The sequence below is a fragment of the Methyloversatilis universalis FAM5 genome, from assembly GCF_000214035.2.
In the GTDB taxonomy this organism is placed as follows: domain Bacteria; phylum Pseudomonadota; class Gammaproteobacteria; order Burkholderiales; family Rhodocyclaceae; genus Methyloversatilis; species Methyloversatilis universalis.
Window position 1 is genome coordinate 351,375 of the sequence record NZ_AFHG01000052.1, and the last position, 18,465, is coordinate 369,839.

General features: G+C 65.8%; 13 protein-coding genes. All 13 read left to right on the plus strand.

All coding sequences use genetic code 11. The annotated features are described in order from the left end of the window. Position 1: 1 nt before the first annotated feature. A complete protein-coding gene (motB, locus tag METUNV1_RS12675) occupies positions 2–949 on the plus strand; it encodes a flagellar motor protein MotB (RefSeq protein ID WP_008062337.1) in 948 nt (315 codons plus the stop codon). Positions 950–1,099: 150 nt separating this feature from the next. Further along, positions 1,100–2,203 (plus strand): methyl-accepting chemotaxis protein, encoded by a 1,104-nt coding sequence (locus METUNV1_RS12680; RefSeq protein WP_008062341.1) that lies wholly within the window; start codon positions 1,100–1,102, stop codon positions 2,201–2,203. Positions 2,204–2,215: 12 nt separating this feature from the next. Beyond that, positions 2,216–2,581: a response regulator gene (locus METUNV1_RS12685; protein WP_008062343.1), complete on the plus strand. Its 366-nt coding sequence runs from the start codon at positions 2,216–2,218 to the stop codon at positions 2,579–2,581. Positions 2,582–2,612: 31 nt separating this feature from the next. After that, the gene (locus METUNV1_RS12690) at positions 2,613–4,886 is read left to right on the plus strand and encodes a chemotaxis protein CheW (RefSeq protein WP_008062344.1); all 2,274 of its coding nucleotides are present in this window, start codon (positions 2,613–2,615) and stop codon (positions 4,884–4,886) included. 198 nt (positions 4,887–5,084) lie between these two features. Beyond that, positions 5,085–5,594 carry a chemotaxis protein CheW gene (locus tag METUNV1_RS12695; RefSeq protein WP_008062346.1) on the plus strand — a complete coding sequence of 170 codons (510 nt, stop codon included), beginning with the start codon at positions 5,085–5,087 and terminating at the stop codon, positions 5,592–5,594. 16 nt (positions 5,595–5,610) lie between these two features. Next, a complete protein-coding gene (locus METUNV1_RS12700) occupies positions 5,611–8,019 on the plus strand; it encodes a methyl-accepting chemotaxis protein (RefSeq protein ID WP_008062348.1) in 2,409 nt (802 codons plus the stop codon). A 54-nt stretch (positions 8,020–8,073) separates the two neighbouring features. Continuing rightward, a complete protein-coding gene (locus METUNV1_RS12705; protein ID WP_008062350.1) occupies positions 8,074–10,920 on the plus strand; it encodes a methyl-accepting chemotaxis protein in 2,847 nt (948 codons plus the stop codon). A gap of 79 nt (positions 10,921–10,999) precedes the next feature. Then, positions 11,000–11,884, plus strand: a complete 885-nt coding sequence (locus METUNV1_RS12710) for a CheR family methyltransferase (protein ID WP_081471365.1) — start codon at positions 11,000–11,002, stop codon at positions 11,882–11,884. Next, entirely contained in the window at positions 11,859–12,488 is a 630-nt protein-coding gene (gene cheD / locus METUNV1_RS12715; protein WP_008062354.1) for a chemoreceptor glutamine deamidase CheD, read from the plus strand. Before METUNV1_RS12710 ends, cheD begins: the two co-directional genes overlap by 26 nt. Positions 12,489–12,511: 23 nt before the next feature. Next, a complete protein-coding gene (locus METUNV1_RS12720; protein ID WP_008062355.1) occupies positions 12,512–13,648 on the plus strand; it encodes a protein-glutamate methylesterase/protein-glutamine glutaminase in 1,137 nt (378 codons plus the stop codon). Between the two features lie 87 nt (positions 13,649–13,735). Further along, entirely contained in the window at positions 13,736–14,041 is a 306-nt protein-coding gene (locus tag METUNV1_RS12725; protein WP_008062356.1) for an STAS domain-containing protein, read from the plus strand. 156 nt (positions 14,042–14,197) lie between these two features. Then, complete coding sequence (locus METUNV1_RS12730) at positions 14,198–15,904, plus strand: methyl-accepting chemotaxis protein (protein WP_008062358.1); 1,707 nt, start codon at positions 14,198–14,200, stop codon at positions 15,902–15,904. A 300-nt stretch (positions 15,905–16,204) separates the two neighbouring features. Continuing rightward, complete coding sequence (locus tag METUNV1_RS12735; protein ID WP_008062359.1) at positions 16,205–18,223, plus strand: methyl-accepting chemotaxis protein; 2,019 nt, start codon at positions 16,205–16,207, stop codon at positions 18,221–18,223. The last annotated feature ends 242 nt before the right edge of the window (positions 18,224–18,465 follow it).

Here is an 18,465-nt window from a genome sequence, read left to right on the forward strand (position 1 = left end):
CATGTCCGACGATACCCAGCAGCCAATCATCGTCAAGAAGATCAAGAAGGGCGGCGGCGGCGCGCACGGTGGTGCGTGGAAGATCGCCTACGCCGACTTCGTGACCGCGATGATGGCCTTCTTCCTGCTCATGTGGCTGCTCGGTTCGACCGCCCAGGGCGATCTGCAGGGCATCGCGGAGTTCTTCGAGAATCCGCTCAAGGTGGCACAGCAGGGTGGTTCGGGTTCGGGCGACAGCTCCAGCGTGATCCAGGGCGGCGGTCGCGACCTCACCCGGCAGACCGGTCAGGTCAAGTACGGTGCGGTCGAAACCAAGCAGCGTTCGATCAACCTCAGCATGAGCGGCGAGGACCAGAAGGCGGAAGAGGTCAAGCGCGAACAGCAGCGACAGGAGCGGGCCAAGCTGGTGGAGCTGAAAAGCCAGATCGAGGCGCGCATCGAGGCGAATCCGGATCTGCGGCCCTTCCGCAACCAGCTGCTGCTGGACGTGACCGCAGAAGGCCTGCGCATCCAGATCGTCGACGAACAGAACCGGCCGATGTTCGCGTCAGCCAGCGACCGGCTGCAGCCCTATACGCAGAAGATCCTGCGCGAGATCGGCGTCATCCTGAATCAGGTCGATAACCGCGTGTTCCTGTCCGGTCACACCGACGCCACCCCGTTCTCCGGCGGTCTGGGCGGCTTCTCGAACTGGGAACTGTCGGCCAACCGGGCCAATGCCTCGCGCCGCGAACTGATCTACGGCGGCATGGACCCGGACAAGGTGCTGCGGGTGGTGGGCATGGCCTCCATCGTGCCGTTCGACAAGGACGACCCTTACAACCCGATCAACCGCCGGATCAGCATCGTGGTGCTGAACCGGGAAACTGAACAGGCCATGCTGTCTGACGGCAAGACCGTCAATGCGGAAGACGTGGCTGCGGCTGTCGAAGGCGGCGCCAAACCATGAAGGCTGAAGTGGTCAAGTCCGGCGCTGCGCTGCCGTAAAAAGAGCAGTCTGTCCGGCCCCCCTTTCCATTGGATGCCTGTTGCCATGAAACCTAGAACCGTTGCCCTGATCGCCGCATGGACCGGATCCGTCCTGTGCGCCGGAATCACGGTGGCGCTCGTTCCGGCCGCGCTGTGGCCGGTGATTGCAGCCGTCGGCGCCTGCGCACTGCTGTGGTCGGCCGCCATCGCGATCGCTGGCCGGGGCACAGGGACGGTCGATGAGGTGGCCACCGACAGCGGCAGCGAGCCGGACACTGCGCACGAACTGGTCGTCGGTTCGTCCGATTCGGTGCATGCCCAGTGCGATCACATGAACGAAGAACTGAAGCGGGTGCAGCAACTGCTTCATGAAGCCATCGAAGGGCTCACCCAGAGCTTTCACAAAATGCTCGGCGAAACCAACAGCCAGCGCGAAACCGCGCTGGCGCTGACTGGTGGCGACGGCAGCGAGCAGTTCGATTTCGAGAAGTTCGTCGAAGAAACCTCGGGCACCATGCAGCGCGTGGTTGATAGTGTGGTGCACAACAGCAAGCTGGGCATGGAGCTGGTCGAACTGACCGAAGGCATCGCCCGTGAAACCGAGCGCGTGCGCACGCTGCTGAGCGAGATTGGCGGCATTTCCAAACAGACCAACCTGCTGGCGCTCAATGCCGCCATCGAGGCGGCGCGCGCCGGCGAGGCCGGCCGTGGCTTCGCGGTGGTGGCCGACGAGGTGCGCGATCTGTCCTCCCGCACCAATGACTTCAGCCAGCAGATCGTCACGCTGGTCGACCGCGTGCAGACGAATGTGCGCCTGACCGAAGCGGCGCTGGCCAAGATGGCCGGCCAGGACATGACCTTTGCACTGGAATCGAAGACGCGCGTCGAAACCGTCGTGCGCGGACTGGAAATGCTGCACCAGCGGCGCCAGCAGTCCATCGTCGAGCTCGGCGCTTCGGTGGAGCGGGTGGATGGGGCGGTCGCCAATGCGGTCACCTCGCTGCAGTTCCAGGACATGACCTCGCAACTGATCGGCCATGTGCAGAAGCGCATCGATTCGATCGACGGCGTCATGGTCACCGTGCGCGCACTGAGTCAGGCGGCTGCCCTGGGGCAGGCGTCTCCCGAACTGGTCCAGCGTGTCGCCGACGCGCTGGCACAACTGACTGTCGTAGATAGCACCAACCCGGTGGCCCAGAAGGCTTACCAGGAAGGTGAAATAGAACTGTTCTGAAGGAGTTGGGCCATGGCAAAGACCGTGCTTGCGATCGACGATTCCGCGTCGATCCGTCAGATGGTGGCATTCACGCTGAAAAGCTCGGGCTACGAGGTGATCGAGGCGGTTGACGGACAGGATGGGCTGGACAAGGCCAAATCCAAGTCGGTCAATCTGGTGCTGACCGACCAGAACATGCCGCGTATGGACGGCCTCACGCTGATCCGCAATCTGCGCGCGATGGCGCAGTACAAGACCACGCCCATCCTGATGCTGACCACCGAGTCGTCCGACGCGATGAAGGCACAGGGCCGCGCCGCCGGCGCGACCGGCTGGCTGGTCAAGCCCTTCGACCCGCAGAAGCTGGTCGAGGTGGTGAAGAAGGTCATCGGCTGAGCACCCCACACCTGCTGCCGGGAGACCGTCCATGACCGTGGACATGAGCCAGTTCTACCAGGTGTTCTTCGAGGAAGCCGCGGAGCATCTGGCCAATATGGAGCAGATGCTGCTCGACATCGATCTGGACAGCATCGATGACGAGGAGATGAACGCCATCTTCCGCGCCGCCCATTCGATCAAGGGCAGCGCCGGTACCTTCGGCTTCCAGGATCTCGCCCAGGTCACCCATGAGCTGGAAACCCTGCTCGACCGCGTGCGCAAGCACGAGGTGGTGATGACCACCGCGATGGTCGATGCCTCGCTGGAAGCGGGCGACCTGCTGCGCGATCTGGTGGCCGCTCACCGTGGCGAGGGCTCGGCCGACCTTCAGCGCGTGGCGGAGGTGTGCGCCACGCTGCAGCGCCTGTACGGCAACGACGCGGCGGCCGAAGACGCGCAGGCCGCGCCGCTGCCGGAACGTGCGCTGCAGAAATCCTTCAGTTTCAGCTTCGCGCTGCCGCCGGCCTGTGCCGACGCAGCTGGGGTGATCGAGAACATGAGCGCCGAGCTGGAAATGCTGGGCGCCAAGGTGGTCGATGTATCGATGGACGCGGCCGGCCGCCTGCAGTGCGTGCTCGGCGGTACGGTCGACGCGGCGGCGGTGCGCGACATCGTCGAATTCATCGCGCACCCGGGCAGTTATGCGGAAGGGGCGGAGGCGCCGGTCGCGGCCGGGGACGACACATGGGGACTGTTCGCGGACGATGCGGCGCCGTCGCCCGCGGCCGAACCCGCCGACGAGTCGTGGGGTCTGTTCGCGCCCGAACCCGCCACCGGCGCGGCATCCGATGACAGCTTCGGTCTGTTCGCTGATCCGGTTGCGCCCGCGCCGGTGAAGGCAGACGAAAGTTTCGGCTTCTTCGACCAGGCGCCAGGTGTGCCCGATCTGGCCCAGGCGCTGCAGGCCAGTGCTTCGCCGGACGGCAGCTACGGTTTCTTCGAGCCGCTGCCCGCGGCGTCCGCGGACGTCACGCCGGTTCCGGTCAGTCAGATGCCGGCGGAGCCTGCACCGGTAGCCGCGGTCAAGCCGGCCGAGGCGCCCCGCGCCCCGGCCGCGCGTGCCGCGAAGGCGGGAAGCGGTGGCGACACCTCGATCCGCGTTGGCGTGGACAAGGTCGATCAGATCATCAATCTGGTCGGTGAGCTCGTGATTACCCAGGCCATGCTGGCTTCGGCCGCGTCGAAGCTGGATCCGGTCGAATTCGAGCGGCTGATGAACGGCGTGCAGCAGCTCGAACGCAACACGCGCGACCTGCAGGAATCGGTCATGTCCATCCGCATGCTGCCGATGTCCACCGTGTTCTCGCGCTTCCCGCGCGTGGTGCGCGACCTGTCGCAGAAGCTGGGCAAGCAGGTGCGTCTGGTGACCACCGGCGAATCGACCGAACTGGACAAGGGGCTGATCGAGCGCATCGCCGACCCGCTCACCCACCTCATCCGCAACAGCCTGGATCACGGCATCGAAACGCCGGACCTGCGCGAAGCCCGTGGCAAGCCGCGCGAGGGCACGATCACGCTGAAGGCCTCGCACCAGAGCGGCAATATCGTGATCGAGGTCGGCGACGACGGCGCCGGGCTGAATCGCGACCGCATCCTGTCCAAGGCGCGCGAGCGCGGTTTTGCGGTCAGCGACGCGATGAGCGATTCCGAGGTGTGGGCGCTGATTTTCGAGGCGGGCTTCTCGACCGCGGAACAGATCACCGAAGTGTCCGGTCGCGGCGTCGGCATGGATGTCGTGAAGAAGAACATCGCTGCCATGGGCGGACGGGTGGACATCGAATCGATGACCGGCGTCGGTACCCGCATGACGGTACGCCTGCCGCTCACGCTGGCCATCCTGGACGGCATGTCGGTCGCGGTCGGTGCGGATACCTACATCGTGCCGCTGAACTACGTGGTCGAGTCGCTGCAGCCGACTGCAGCCATGATCAAGAGCGTGGCGGGTCAGCCGCGGCTGGTGCAGGTGCGCAACGAGTACCTGAACATTCTGACGCTGAAGGAAGCGCTCGGGCTGCATGACGGCACCACCGACCTGGAGCGCGGCATCCTGGTGGTGCTGGAGTCCGACGGCGACAAGATTGCGCTGTTCGTCGACGAACTGGTCGGCCAGCACCAGGTCGTGATCAAGAGCCTGGAAGCCAATTACCGCAAGGTGGTGGGCATTTCCGGCGCCACCATTATGGGCGACGGCCACGTCGGCCTCATCCTCGACGTGCCGGCGCTGGTGTCTTCGGCGCGCGGTACCTTCGCAGCGGCCGCCTGAGCGGCCGCTGTCGCCGCCCCCTTCCGCGGGCGGCGCTTCGTTTTTCCTTTCCGCCCACCGACCGTCGCCTGCAGGGCGCACGGTTCCGGTGCGCCCGGTTGCGCGGGCCGGAGCGCAAATTTGGGGGCTTCCCAGCCTCAAGGCGCGTGCTTCATCTGCCGTTACATCTGAGGTATCGGAAGCGAGGGAGAGCTCACAATGGTTCACGCGGCGCAGGCAGCGTCCCACCGGCCCGACGGGGGTGTGGAGGGCAGCTACGCCCAGGAATACCTCACCTTCACGCTGGGTGAGGAAGAGTACGCAATCGATATTCTCAAGGTGCAGGAAATCCGCGGCTATGACGCGGTGACCGGCATCGCGCACGCGCCGCCCTTCATCAAGGGCGTGATCAATCTGCGCGGCACCATCGTGCCCATCGTCGATCTGCGCATCAAGTTCGGCGTCGGCGTCGTCGAGTACACGCCCTTCACCGTCACCATCATTCTCAATGTCGGTGGCCGGGTGGTCGGCATGGTGGTCGATTCGGTGTCCGACGTGCTGGCGCTGGACGCATCCCAGATCCTGCCCGCCCCCGATTTTTCGTCCGCGCTCGATACGCGCTACATCCACGGTCTCGGGTCGATCGACACCCGCATGCTCATCGTGGTGGATATCGAGAAACTCATGCTGTCGCCCGACATGGCGTTGGTCGACGATCCCGTGCACTGACTGAAAGTCCCCGAGAATGACTTCAATCGACTCCTCGAAAGCCGCCAACCCACGCGGTCTCAGCGTCCAGCAGCGCCTGCTGGTCATCGTCGCGGCGGCCACCGCCGGCATCATCCTGCTGGCCACGGTGCTGCTGTTCGGCATGCGCTCCAACATGCTGGAGGACCGCAAGAACGCCGCCCGCTTCGCGGTGGAATCGGCGTGGGGCGTGGTGGAGGCCTTCCACAAGCGCGTCGGCACCGGCGAGCTGACTGATGCCGACGCGCGCAAGCAGGCGATGGAAACCCTGCGCACGCTGCGCTACAACGGCCAGGACTATTTCTGGATCAACGACTTCGGTCCGCGCATGGTCATGCACCCGACCAAGCCGGAACTGGAAGGCAAGGATCTGAGCGGCACCAAGGACCCGGACGGCAAGGCGCTGTTCGTCGAGTTCGTCCGGGTGGCCCGCAGCGACGGTGCCGGTTTCGTCGATTACCAGTGGCCGCGTCCGGGCGCGAGCGCGCCGGTGCCCAAGGTGTCCTATGTCCGTCAGTTCGAGCCCTGGGGCTGGGTGGTCGGATCGGGCATCTATGTCGATGACGTCAATGCGCTCATCCTGAAGGAAGTCATGCGGGTCGCGCTGATCGCGCTGGCCATCGCCGGCGTCATCGGCTTCATCGGTCTCAATCTCGGACGCAGCATCGCCAGCCGTCTGCGGCTGGCGGGCCAGCACGCCGAGGCGATCTCGACCGGCATGTTCGATCGCAGCATCGAAGCCGGCGTGCAGGACGAGGTGGGGCAGCTGATGCGGCTGCTCGACAAGATGCGCGTGGATCTGAAGGAACGCACCGAGCGGGACCGGGTGGTGGCGGAGGAAAACCTGCGCGCCCGCACCGCGCTCGACTGCGTCACCACCAATGTGCGCATTGCCGACAACAGCGGCACGGTGCTCTATGCGAACCGCGCCATGATGCGCACGTTGGGGCGGGTAGAGGGCGCAATCCGCACAGGCGTGCCCGGCTTCTCGATCGACCGCTTCATCGGCAGCAATGTGAACGCGCTGTGCACCAATCCGGACTTCGTGCGCCGCAGCTGGACCGATGGCATGGTCCAGCGCAGCGAACTGGCGATCGGCGGCCATGTATTCGACCTGTGGCTGACGCCCATCGTGAATGACGCCGGCGAACGCGTCGGCACGGTTGGCGAATGGAAGGACCGTACCGACGAGGTGGCCATCGAGCAGGAGGTGACCGGTCTGGTCATGGCCGCAGCCGCCGGCGACTTCACGCAGCGGCTGTCGGTGGAGAACAAGCAGGGTTTCTTCCGCCAGCTGGCGGAAGGGCTGAACGGTCTGGTCGAGCAGGTCGCCACCAGCCTCGGCGACCTGGCTTCGGTGCTCAACGCGATGGCCAGCGGCGACCTGAACCGCAAGATAGACGGCCAGTACCAAGGCACCTTCGCCCAGCTCAAGGACGACACCAACACCACGGTGGATCGCCTGCGCGACGTGGTGGGCCGCATCAAGGAATCGACCGAAGCGATCAACGTGGCTGCCCGCGAGATTTCGGCAGGCAACAGCGACCTCAGTTCGCGCACCGAGGAGCAGGCCAGCTCGCTGCAGGAGACGGCCAGCTCGATGGAAGAGCTGAACGCGACGGTGAAGCAGAACGCGGACAGCGCGCAGAAGGCGAACGAGCTGGGCCGTCAGAGCAACGAGGCGGTGACGCGCGGTGCGGAGACGGTGAAGCGGGTGGTGCTGACGATGTCGGACATCCAGGACTCGAGCAAGAAGATCGCGGACATCATCGGCGTGATCGACTCGATCGCGTTCCAGACCAACATCCTTGCGCTGAACGCGGCGGTGGAGGCGGCGCGCGCGGGTGAGCAGGGCCGCGGTTTTGCGGTGGTGGCGAGCGAGGTGCGCAACCTTGCGCAGCGCAGCGCGCAGGCGGCCAAGGAGATCAAGGGGCTGATCGCGGCATCGGTGGAGCGCGTGGATGACGGCGCGAAGCTGGTGGCCGAGGCGGGCGACACGATGGAGCGGGTGGTCGACAGCTTCCGTCAGGTGACCGGTCTGGTGACCGACATTGCGTCGGCGAGCCAGGAGCAGGCGTCGGGGATTGCGCAGGTGACGCAGGCGGTGAGCCAGATGGACGGCGTGACGCAGCAGAACGCGGCGCTGGTGGAACAGGCGGCGGCGGCGGCGGAAAGTCTGGAAGAGCAGGCGAGGTCGCTGATGCGTGCGGTGGGCCAGTTCAAGCTGGATGGCGCGGGCGGCCTGTCCTCGGGCTACGAGCGTGCGGTATCGGCGCCGGTGGGGCGAGAGGCGGCGAACACCGAGCCGGTGCTGCCGCGTTCGCGGGGTGGCGTGCTCGGCAAGGTGAAGCGTGTGGTGCCCGGTGCGGCCTCGGCGTTCGCCGAAGAAGAGTGGGAAGAGTTCTGAAGTGGAACGTGACCGGAGCGGCAGCGTGCCGCCGGTCGTAGCAGAGGGAACATCATGCGCATCAATTCGCCGGTGACCGGGCGGGAAGTCGAACTGACCGATCGACACAACATCGTGTCGCGTACCGATCTGAAAGGCCAGATCGTCTATGTGAACAGGGACTTCATCGACATCAGCGGATTCGATGAAGCCGAACTGATCGGCCAGCCGCACAACATCGTGCGCCATCCGGACATGCCGCGCGAGGCGTTCGAGGACATGTGGCGCTGCCTGAAGTCGGAGCGTCCCTGGACCGGGCTGGTGAAGAACCGCTGCAAGAACGGCGACCACTACTGGGTGGTGGCCAATGCCACTCCGGTGCTGGAGAACGGTGTCGTGACCGGCTACATGTCGGTGCGCACCCGCCCGACGCGCGAACAGGTGGCGGCGGCCGAAAGCGCCTACCGCGCCTTCCGCGAAGGCACGGCGAAGGGGCTCGGCATCCGTGACGGCGTGGTGGTGAAGACCGGTTTCTCGCCGACCCGTTTCATCGCCGGTCTGAGCATCCGGGCGCGCATGTTCGGCATCGTCGGCATCGTCGGCCTCGCCATGGCCGGCATCGCCGCCACCGGCATGCAGGCGCTGCAGTACAGCGAGTCGGTGCTCAAGGTGACCTACAACGACCGTGTCGTGCCGACCCAGCAGCTCAAGGTGGTGTCGGACATGTATGCGGTCAACATCGTCGACACCGCGCACAAGGTGCGCAACGGCAATATCGATTTCGCGCAGGGCGAACAGAACATCAGCCAGGCGCGGGCCGCGATCGCGAAGAACTGGGACAGCTACCGCGCCAGCAGCATGACCGACGAGGAAGTCCGTCTGGTCGAACAGGCGGTCCCGCTGATGAAGACCGCGGACGCGTCGATCGATCGCCTGGCGTCCATCATGCGCGCCAAGGACATGGCTGCGCTGACCGCCTACACGGTGCAGGACCTGTATCCGGTGATCGACCCGATTTCCGGCAAGGTAGGCGAGCTGGTCGATCTGCAGATCCGGGTCGCCGGCGAGGAGATCGAACACGTGCGCGACGCCTCGGGGCGCGCCTTTGCCATCATGGGCGGCCTGCTGGTGGCCGGGCTGCTGGTGGCGGGGCTTGGAGCGTGGCTGCTGCTGCGTGCCATCAGGAAACCGATCAGCGATGTGAAGGCCATCGTGCGACGCATGGCCGAGGGCCGGCTCGATGTCGAGGTGGACACCACCCGTCGTGACGAAATGGTGGCCATCCTCGATGCCACCAAGACCATGAAGATCAAGCTGGGTGCCGACATGGCGGAAGAGCGCCGTGTCGCCGACGAGAACCTGCGCATCCGCGAGGCGCTCGATTCGGTCACCACCAATGTGCGCATCGCCGACAACGCGGGCAAGGTGCTCTATGCCAACAAGACGCTGGTGGAAACCCTGCGCCGGACCGAATCGGAAATCCGCAGGAAGGTCCCCCAGTTTTCCGCGGACGCCTTCGTCGGCAGCGACATCACCGTGTTCTACGACGATCCGGAAGCGGCGCGCGCCCGTCTGGCCGCGCTCAACAGCACGGTGAAGAGCGAAATCGTCATCGGTGGCCGGCTGTATCAGCTCACCACCAGTCCGATCCTCAATGCCGCCGGCCAGCGTCTGGGCTCGGTCGGAGAGTGGCTGGACCGTACCGACGAGGTGGCGATCGAGAAGGAAGTGACGGATCTGGTCCGCGGCGCCGGTAACGGTGATTTCACGCGCCGCCTGTCGGTGGAGAACAAGCAGGGCTTCTTCCGCCAGCTGGCGGAGGGGCTGAACGGCCTGGTCGAGCAGGTCGCCACCAGCCTCGGCGACCTGGCTTCGGTGCTCAACGCGATGGCCAGCGGCGACCTGAACCGCAAGATAGACGGCCAGTACCAGGGCACCTTCGCCCAGCTCAAGGACGACACCAACACCACGGTGGATCGCCTGCGCGAAGTGGTGGGCCGCATCAAGGAGTCGACAGAAGCGATCAATACCGCCGCGCGTGAGATCGCCGCCGGCAACAGCGATCTGAGCGCCCGGACCGAGGAGCAGGCCAGTTCGCTGGAAGAGACGGCCAGCTCGATGGAAGAGCTGAACGCGACGGTGAAGCAGAACGCGGACAGCGCGCAGAAGGCGAACGAGCTGGGCCGTCAGAGCAACGAGGCGGTGACGCGCGGTGCGGAGACGGTGAAGCGGGTGGTGCTGACGATGTCGGACATCCAGGACTCGAGCAAGAAGATCGCGGACATCATCGGCGTGATCGACTCGATCGCGTTCCAGACCAACATCCTTGCGCTGAACGCGGCGGTGGAGGCGGCGCGCGCGGGTGAGCAGGGCCGCGGTTTTGCGGTGGTGGCGAGCGAGGTGCGTAACCTTGCGCAGCGCAGCGCGCAGGCGGCCAAGGAGATCAAGGGGCTGATCGCGGCATCGGTGGAGCGCGTGGATGACGGCGCGAAGCTGGTGGCCGAGGCGGGCGACACGATGGAGCGGGTGGTAGACAGCTTCCGTCAGGTGACCGGTCTGGTGACCGACATTGCGTCGGCGAGCCAGGAGCAGGCGTCGGGGATTGCACAGGTGACGCAGGCGGTAAGCCAGATGGACGGCGTGACGCAGCAGAACGCGGCGCTGGTGGAACAGGCGGCGGCGGCGGCGGAAAGTCTGGAAGAGCAGGCGAGGTCGCTGATGCGTGCGGTGGGCCAGTTCAAGCTGGATGGCGCGGGCGGCCTGTCATCGGGCTACGAGCGTGCAGTGGCGGCACCGGTGGTGCGCGAAGCGGCGAACACCGAGCCGGTGCTGCTGCGTTCGCGTGGCGGCGTGCTCGGCAAGGTGAAGCGGGTGGCGCCGGTATCGCTGGCCGCGGCCGAGGACGAGTGGGAAGAATTCTGAGCAGCAGGACCGGCCCCGGCGGGCCGGTGACAGGCATCCATCGGGATCAGGCATCGTGAGCACAGGCAGCAAGGCAGGCATTGCGACACATAACGCGGCAGAGATCACCCGTCAGCTTTCCGAGGTGAAGACGCTGTCCGGCAACACGCGCGAATTCGCGTTCACGCGCGAGGACTTCGACCGCATCGCGAAGATGATCCATCAGTACGCGGGCATCTCGCTGTCGCCGATCAAGTTCGACATGGTCTACAGCCGGCTGGCGCGCCGGTTGCGCGCGACCGGGGATGCGACCTTCGCTGACTACATCCGCCGGCTGGAGCGCAACGACCGCACCGAGTGGGAAACCTTCGTCAATTCGCTGACCACCAACCTGACGTCCTTCTTCCGCGAAGCGCACCATTTCGACATCCTCAAGCAGCATCTGACCAAGCTGGGCAAGCCGAACGCCCGCATCTGGTGCAGCGCGGCCTCGACCGGCGAAGAGCCGTACTCGATCGCGATCACCTGCTGCGAGCTGTACGGCTCGATGAACCCGCCGGTCGAAATCATCGCGTCTGACATCGATACCCAGGTGCTGGCGCAGGGGCAGGCCGGCGTCTATGGCGAGGAACGCATCGAGAAGCTGTCGCCCGAACTGGTGCGCAAGTATTTCCTGCGCGGCACCGGCAGCCGGTCCGGCGAGGTCCGGGTGCGTCCCGAGCTGCAGAAGCTCATCCGTTTCACGCGGGTGAATCTGCTGGAGTCGAACTGGCCGGTGCGTGGCCCGCTCGAAGCCATCTTCTGCCGCAACGTGATGATCTATTTCGACAAGCCCACGCAGTACGGCATCCTGAAACGCTATGTGCCGCTGCTGCGGCCGGACGGGCTGCTGTTCGCGGGGCATTCCGAAAGCTTCTCCCACGCGGTGGATCTGTTCCGCAATCTCGGCAGGACTGTCTATGCGCGTGCTGACAGCGCTCGCTGATCAGGGGCCCGGCCTGATCGAACATCAGGCCGCCCAGCGCTACTTCGACCGCAATTTCTCCTGTGAGGCGGTCAAGATACTGCCGGGCGAGTTCTTCGTGACCACCCGGGAGATGCTGCTGGTGACCGTGCTGGGTTCCTGCGTGGCCGCCTGCATCCGGGACCCGGAACGCGGCATCGGCGGCATGAATCACTTCATGCTCCCGGACGCCGGGACCGGCGTCATGAGCCGTTCCGCCCGCTACGGCGCCTATGCCATGGAGCTGCTGGTGAACGAGCTGATCAAGTCGGGTGCCCGCCGTTCCGCGCTGCAGGCCAAGGTGTTCGGCGGTGGACGGGTGATGGCCACGCTGGCCAATGCCAACGTGGGCGAGCGCAATGCCGGCTTCGTGCTTGATTACCTCGCGCAGGAAGGCATTCCTGTCGTGGCGCAGGATCTGCTGGACAGTCATGCCAGAAAGATTTACTTCTTCCCTAGGTCAGGACGCGTACTGCTGAAGCGCCTGGCACGCATGAACAACGATACGCTGATGCGTCGCGAACGCGAGTACCAGGAGCGGCTGTCGCGCGACGACGCGTCCGGAGACATCGAACTGTTCTCCTGAGCCGATGCGAGGATGAGGAAGGAATGAAGATCAGGGTTCTGGTGGTCGACGATTCCGCAGTGATGCGGGCGGTGCTCACCGAAATCATCAATCAGGCGCCCGACATGGAAGTGGTCGGTTCGGCGCCTGACGCGGCAATGGCCCGACAGAAGGTGAAGGAGCTGTCGCCCGACGTGCTCACGCTGGACGTCGAAATGCCCAATATGAATGGCCTGGAGTTTCTGGACAAGGTGATGCGCCTGCGTCCGATGCCGGTCATCATGATTTCCAGCCAGACCGCGCAGGGGTCCGAAACCACGCTGCAGGCGCTGGAACTGGGCGCGGTCGACTACGTCGCCAAGCCGCGCGGGTCGCTGGCCGGTCTGCCGGTCAGCTATGCGCAGGAAATACACGAGAAGATACGCGCTGCCCACGGCGCTCGCCTGAAGGTGCTGCGCACGGGTGCGAGCGGGGGCGCGGCGTCGGCCGCCGCCGTCCGACCGGCCGTCACGGTCCGGCCGTCGTCGCCGGCCTCGGCGTCGACCTTGCTGCCGACTGCCGCGGCGGCACCGGTGGCGTCGAGCTGGGGCGACCGCATCATCTGCATCGGTGCGTCGACCGGCGGAACCGAGGCGATCAAGGAAGTGCTGTGCCGCCTGCCCGAGAACGTGCCGGGCATCGTCATGGTCCAGCACATGCCCGAAATGTTCACTTCAAGTTTTGCCCGGCGGCTGGATACGCTGGCACGGGTGCGTGTGAAGGAGGCGGAGCAGGGCGAACGCATCCTGCCCGGACACGCCTATCTGGCGCCCGGCCACTCGCATCTGGAAATCCGCCGTTCAGGCAACGGCTATGTCTGCGAACTGCTGCAGACACCGCCCTACAACCGCCACCGGCCGGCGGTCGACGTGCTGTTCAATTCCGCCGCCCAGCATGCGCGCGGCAGTGCCGTGGCGGCCCTGCTCACCGGCATGGGCAAGGACGGTGCGCAGGGCATGCTGGCCATGCGCCGGGCCGGGGCCTGGACCATAGGCCAGGATCAGGACAGCTGCGTGGTCTATGGCATGCCGCGCGAGGCTGCCCAGATCGGCGCATGCTGCGAAGTGGCACCGCTGACCCAGGTGGCCGAACGCATTCTGGCTGCACTGAGCCATGGCAGAAAGCTGACCGCTCCGGTGTGAGCGGACAGGCCCGACGCGCTGTCCGCTGCGCGACCGGATGGCCCGACCGCTGCACCGCATTTCATCACCTTGACGGATCGATTCATCATGGAAATACGCTCCACGCTCGACAACGCCCATGCGCGCATCGCACTCGGTGGCCGCTTCGATTTTTCATCGCACCGCGAATTCCGCGAGGTCACCGAACAGCTGCTGACGAAGGGCTCTGTATCGTCGATGGAAATCGACCTCGGGGCGGTCAGCTATCTGGACAGTTCCGCCCTGGGCATGCTGCTCATGCTGCGCGACAAGGCCCGCGCCGCCAGCTGTGAAATCCGCCTGGCGAACTGCAGCGCGCCGGTCCGCCAGGTGCTCGAAGTCGCCAATTTCCAGAAATTGTTCACGATCACCTGAGCAGGGTCTGACGCGGGGCGTCTCAAGTTCATACGCCTGTCGTCGTAAAGCCTGTACCACGGACCGGCACACGATGCCCAGGGTCTGGAGGCCGATTGCCGGGACAGACGCTTCCGGCAGCGGGTCCACGCCCCTTACCGGACAGGAGAGAGAAAGATGACGACGAGCACGCGCGCGCAGACGCGCAGCCTTTGGCCCTGGCTGGGCCTTTTTGCAGGACTGCTGACCACCCACCTCGGCCTGTACGCATTCAGCGCCCAGACCTTCTCAGCCGGCGGCGCACTGCTCGCCGGCACTCTCGCGCTGCTGGCAACAGCACTGGCGCGCGGGCTCACCCTCTTCCTTCTCGAGAAGCCCCTGGCCGGCGCAGTGGCCGGCATCGAACGCGCCCGTCAGTCGGGCGACCTGACCTTCCGGCTGGAGCCGGCCGGATACGGCGCGCTGCCGCGTCTGGCGGACAGCTACAACCAGCTGGTGATCGAGTTCAGCGCGGCCATGGCCAAGATGCTGTTCACGTCCCAGCGGCTGCAGGAAACCTGCAGCGACCTCGGCAAGGGCGCCGAACGGGTGGCCGGATCGGCCGAACAGCAATGCGAGGCGTCACGCGCGGCCAGTGGCGACGTCGGCAACATGAAACAGAGCATGGCGGAAGCGACCCGGGCCGCGGCCGGCACGGTCGACGACGCCACCCGCTCGCGCGAGCTGTCACAGCAGGGCGCGCAGGTGGTGAGCCGGGTCGCCGACGAAATGGGGCGGGTGGCCGGCAGCGTGTCCGAAAGCGCGCGACAGATCGAACTGCTGGGCCAGCGCTCGGAAGAGATCGGTTCGGTGGTGCAGGTGATCCGCGAGATTGCCGACCAGACCAATCTGCTCGCGCTCAATGCGGCCATCGAGGCGGCGCGCGCCGGCGAGCAGGGCCGCGGCTTCGCGGTCGTGGCCGACGAGGTGCGCAAGCTGGCCGAACGCACGGCGGCCTCCACCGGCCAGATCCACTCGATGATTTCCACCGTCCAGCGCGAGACCGCCGATGCCGCGTCGGCCATCCGCACCAGTGCGGTCGAGGCCCGGCGCGGTGCCGAGCTGACCAGCGAGGCGGTGGATACCCTCAATCACATCCGGGAATGCGCCGACGCCACGCTTGAGCGCGTCGGCGGCACCGTGGAGGCGATGCGCCACAACCACGCACTTGGCGAGCAGGTCGAGCAGCATGTGCAGCGCATCTTCTCGATGGCGGAATCGAACCGCGACGTGTCCGGCCAGACCGCGTCCGGCGCGGCCAGGCTGGACGTGCTGTCGAGCAACCTGGCCGAACTTGCCCAGGTGTTCCGGCTGGGCAGCTATGGCGAACAGGCGGTGGCCCGGCATGCCCGCATGCCGGACATCGTGGCCAGCGCAGCCAGTCAGATCGGTGCCTGCCTCGAGGCGGCGGTGAAGCGGGGCGAAATCAAGCTCGACGATCTGTTCGACGAGAACTATCAGCCGATCGCCGGCACGAAACCGACCAAGTACAACACCAAATTCGACGCGCTGACCGACCGGCTTTTCCCGGCCATCCAGGAGGCAGTCCTGGACCGCAACCAGGGTCTGATCTACGCCGGCGCGGTCGACCGCAAGGGCTATTTCCCGACCCATAACAAGCGCTTCTGCCAGCCGCTGACCGGCGACGAGAAGAAGGACATCGCCGGCAACCGCACCAAGCGCATCTTCGACGATCCGGTGGGCCGCCGTTGCGGCGCCCACAGCCAGCCCTTCCTGATCCAGACCTACCGCCGCGACACCGGCGAGGTGGTGCATGACATTTCCGCACCCATCTTCGTGTCCGGCCGCCAGTGGGGCGGGTTCCGCATCGGCTATACCGCCTGATCCACCGGTGTCCGGTGCGCGCCACCGCCGGGAGAGGCGGGTGGCGGCGAAGGCGGCCTGCGGGCCGCCTTCGTACTTGATCCAGGTCAAGCCGACGAGCGGCGGGCCCGGCAGGCCTTCAATCTTTCTCCCCTCCAGCCGTAAAAATGAACTGATGTTCATGTGGACGCGGGCGCCTCTGACCTGCTCACGGGGCGTCCGGACTGGATGCGATGCGACGCCGGGCATCCGGTCGGCCTGAATACCGATGCACGCCGGCAGTGCAGCGGGTACACGATGCCCGTCCATCTGGAGACTGTTATGAACGCCCTGCTGTATCCCGCCCGCGCCCTGATGTCGCGCATGCGTTTCGGCCCCAAGATGGCCCTGGTGCTGGGCATCCTGCTGGTGCTGTCGATCGCCCTGGCGACGACCCTGACGATGAACCGGATCGATACGCTCAGATTGCTCGAGAACGAGCGGGTCGGCGCCGGCTATCTGCGCGTGCTGCTTCATGTGATGGGGTCCATCCAGCAGCACCGCGGCCTGTCGACCACCCTGCTCAACGGCGACGCCAGCCTGACCGCCAAGGTCGATGCCAAGGCGGCCGAGGTGAAGGAGGGGCTGAATCAGCTGCGTGCGCTGGATCAGGCCAACCCCGCCCTGCTCAAGCAGGGAGCCCGCATCGACGGCATCGAGCAGGAGTGGACCGCGGTGCGCCAGCAGATGCAGGGCAGCGGCGGTGACAACTTCCGGCGGCACAGCGCGCTGGTCGAGAAGCTGCTCAACGATTTCCGCGTCGTGTCGGACAACACCGGCATGACCTTTGACCCGTTCGAGGACACCTACACCCTCAATGACGCGGCGGTGACCGTGGCGCCGCACACCATCGAATATCTGGCCCGTCTGCGCGGCCGTGCCGCAGCGGTCAGCGCCCGCAAGAGTGCGTCGCTCGAGGATTCGGTCGAGCTTGGCGCGCTGATGCAGCTGGTGCATAGCCGCATCAGCGAGATGGATCGCGTGGTCGAGCGGGTCAAGCTGCGCAGCCCCGTTCACGCTGCCGCGGTGGCTGCGCAGGTGGAACATCTGCGCGAAAGCTATGCAGCGGTATCGCCCATGCTCGACAACATCGTGATCCGTCAGCAGTTCGACGTGGCCGCGCCCGAGGTGTTTGCCCAGGCCAGCAAGCCGGTGGACGCCGCGCTCAAGGTGTCGCAGACCCTGCTGGATGCGATCGACGCCAGCATGAACGGCCACACCCATGACATGAACACCGCCCTCGTGGTGACCATCGCGGCGCTGGTCGCCGGCCTGCTGATTTCGTCCTATCTGGCGCTCGGCCTCTACGCCTCGCTCGAACAGAACATCGTCCGCATGATCGAGGGCGGCAGAAAGCTGGCGGACGGTGATCTGAGCGCCCGCATCAGCGTTGACAGCCAGGATGAGCTGGGCGACATCGCCCGCAGCTTCAACAGCATGGCCGATGGTCTGGCCACGCTGATTACCCGGGTCAAATCTTCGGCCGGCGAAGTGGGCCAGGTCACGCTGACGCTGGCCAGCGCCACCCAGCAGATCAGCGAAGCATCGACCAGCCAGAGCCAGTACGCGTCGGCCATGGCGGCCACCATCGAGGAACTGTCGGTGTCGATCAACAGCGTGTCGGACAGCGCGGCGGACATGCGCCGCCACGCCGAGGCGAGCCGTGACGAAGCCACCCAGGGCCACCGCGCGATCGATGCGGTGAGCAGCGAACTGGATGCGGTCGGTCACGTCGTGGGCGAGATTTCGCAGGCGGCCGGCGCTTTCATCGAAAGCACCCGCGCCATCGGCGACATGACCCGTCAGGTCAAGGACATCGCGGAACAGACCAATCTGCTGGCGCTGAACGCCGCCATCGAGGCGGCACGCGCTGGCGAACAGGGCCGCGGCTTTGCGGTGGTGGCTGACGAGGTGCGCAAGCTGGCCGAGAAGTCGGCGGTGTCGGCACAGCAGATCGAGGAAGTGACGCGCGCGCTCGACGCACGCGCGGGCAGCGTCGAAGCGGTGGTGCAGCGTGGCGTGTCGGCGATCGACAACTCGCGCAGCCAGCTGACCCAGGTGGTGGGCGCACTCGGCCGTGCGGCCGACGCGGCGGCCTCGACTTCCCAGGGCATCGCCGGCATTGCCGAGTCGGTCAGCGAGCAGACCACGGCCAGCCACGACGTGGCACGGTCGGTCGAACAGATCGCCCAGATGAGCGAAGAAAACAGCAGCGCCATTTCCTCGATGGCGAACGAGGCCCAGCACCTGCGTGCCCTGGCGATGAGCTTGGAAGAGGCGGGCGCCCGCTTCCGCGTCTGAGCTTTCCGGCCCACCAGGCCAGACATGTACTGAACGGGGCCGGAGCATCGAAGGATGTCTCCGGCCTTTTCATGTGCTGTCTCAGCTTGTTGAAATTCAGGTCTGATTTTTCACTGTTTTCCATCCTTTCTGCGCACAGCGTCCGGACGCTGAAAACCGTTCCGGACAACGTGTCCGGGCCGCGGCAAGCCCTTGATCCGCCGGGCTGAATGCCCTTTCCGGAATTTGCTTCAGGGGGTTCA